We start from the raw sequence: 1,943 nt of genomic DNA on the forward strand, positions 1-1,943 counted from the left end.
GCCCATGATCGGGCAGCGGGAGCACGCGGGCGGCGGGCACGGGTCGGCGTCGCGACGGGCTCAGGCGGCGGTCGGCTCCGGCGCCGCCGCCAGGGCCGCCCGGGCCACCTCGACCAGCGCGGCGAAGGCCGCGGCGTCGTTGACCGCCAGATCGGCGAGGATCTTGCGGTCCACCTCCACGCCGGACAGCTTCAGACCCTGCACGAAGCGGTTGTACGTCATGCCGTTGGCCCGCGCCGCGGCGTTGATCCGAGTGATCCACAACTGCCGGAAGTCGCCCTTGCGCGCGCGACGGTCCCGGTAGGAGTAAGTCATCGAGTGGAGCATCTGCTCCTTGGCCTTGCGGTAGAGCCGCGAGCGCTGGCCCCGGTAGCCGCTGGCCTGTTCGAGGACCGTACGGCGCTTCTTCTGGGCGTTTACCGCCCGCTTCACGCGTGCCATGAGGGCACCTGTCTCCTTCGTTCGGGTGCATCCGGCCGGCCGGACCGGGATCGATCACCGCGCGGGGCGGGCCGATGTGACCGGGGCCGGATTCGTCAGCGGGGCGCGATCAGCGGGCGAGAAGGCGCTTGATTCGGCCTGCGTCCGCCTTCGTCAGCGGCACCACGCCGTCCAGCCGACGGGTACGGCGGCTGGACTTGTGCTCCAGCAGGTGGCGGCGGTTGGCCTTCTGGCGCACCACCTTGCCGGTGCCGGTGATCCGGAACCGCTTGCTCGCGCCGCTGTGGGACTTCTGTTTGGGCATGTCGACATCCTGACGGTTTACGGGGGGTGATCGTGCGGTCGGCGCGGCGAGGTCCGGACGGCGGAGACACCACCGTGCGGACCCACCTGCGTCGGGTCAGACGCCAGCCGCTTCTGGCAGCCGCTGCGGCTTGGAGCCCTTGTGCGGGGCCATCACCATCGTCATGTTCCGGCCGTCCTGCTTGGGCTGGGCCTCCACGTAACCGAGTTCGGCCACGTCGGCGGACAGCCGCTGGAGCAGGCGGATGCCGAGCTCCGGCCGGGACTGCTCCCGACCGCGGAACATGATGGTGATCTTTACCTTGTCACCGGCTCGCAGGAACCGCACGACGTGACCCTTCTTGGTCTCGTAGTCGTGCGGATCGATCTTCGGCCGCAGCTTCATTTCCTTGATGACGGTCTGGACCTGGTTCTTCCGAGCTTCCCGACGCTTCTGGTCGGACTCGTACTTGAACTTTCCAAAGTCCATCAGCTTGCAGACCGGCGGGCGAGCGGTCGGCGCGACCTCCACGAGGTCGAGATCGGCCTCCTGCGCCATGCGCATGGCCTCGCCGATCGCAACGATGCCGATCTGCTCGCCTTCCGCGCCAACGAGGCGTACCTCGGGAACGCGGATCCGGTCATTGATACGGGACTCTGTGCTGATGTGTTCCTCCGTTGCTCGACGCGCGGGCGTGACCTCACCGCAGCGGAGCACCGAGCCTGGCCGCACCAGGCTCCCGGCCGACAACCGTGGGAACGGCTCGGCCGACCGGCGACCCGGCTACCGTGGCCACGGCCCGAAACTCGGGCCGGTCGACACTCTGACACCCCGCGCAGGCAGCGTCAGTCGGCAACATCGGGTGGAGGGCGAACCCCCGCTTGGTCCTGCCGGCCAGGCTCCGTGCCCTCGCCAGGACCGCCACGAATGACGGCACCATCGGATGGGTGGAACCAACCGGCAATCGGTCTGAGGCCAAGAGTAGCACCACACCGCCGAGCAGGACGATCACGGCGGTGACCAGCCGCCCCGAACGGGCCCGGCGAGCGCGATCCGCGGGCCCACAGACGGGACGATCCGGGCGACGACCGGCCCGCGGGGAGCGATCCGACCCGCGACCCGGACCCGCGCATCCGGTGCGGCAGCTCAGCGGTGAGGCAGCTCAGCGGCGCAGCCGCCACCCCCGGCGCCGCTGGGAGCGCAGGCCACGGCCCAGGAG

General features: G+C 70.0%; 3 protein-coding genes. All 3 read right to left on the bottom strand.

Annotation, left to right across the window (positions count from 1 at the left end; translation table 11 throughout):
* Positions 1 to 60 precede the first annotated feature (60 nt).
* A complete protein-coding gene (gene rplT / locus ND748_RS30880) occupies positions 61 to 441 on the bottom strand; it encodes a 50S ribosomal protein L20 (protein ID WP_251749837.1) in 381 nt (126 codons plus the stop codon).
* Between the two features lie 109 nt (positions 442 to 550).
* Positions 551 to 745, bottom strand: a complete 195-nt coding sequence (gene rpmI, locus ND748_RS30885; RefSeq protein WP_251749839.1) for a 50S ribosomal protein L35 — start codon at positions 743 to 745, stop codon at positions 551 to 553.
* 96 nt (positions 746 to 841) lie between these two features.
* Positions 842 to 1,390, bottom strand: coding sequence for a translation initiation factor IF-3 (infC, locus tag ND748_RS30890; RefSeq protein WP_374216083.1), 549 nt, complete (start codon positions 1,388 to 1,390; stop codon positions 842 to 844).
* Positions 1,391 to 1,943: the final 553 nt, after the last annotated feature.

Origin of the sequence: Frankia sp. AiPs1 (assembly GCF_023716945.1) — a bacterium.
Classification (GTDB): domain Bacteria; phylum Actinomycetota; class Actinomycetes; order Frankiales; family Frankiaceae; genus Frankia.

Coding starts and splice junctions, on each gene's coding strand:
- rplT (WP_251749837.1), bottom strand. CDS start 441: ATGGCACGCGTGAAGCGGGCGGTAAACGCCCAGAAGAAGCGCCGTACG.
- rpmI (WP_251749839.1), bottom strand. CDS start 745: ATGCCCAAACAGAAGTCCCACAGCGGCGCGAGCAAGCGGTTCCGGATC.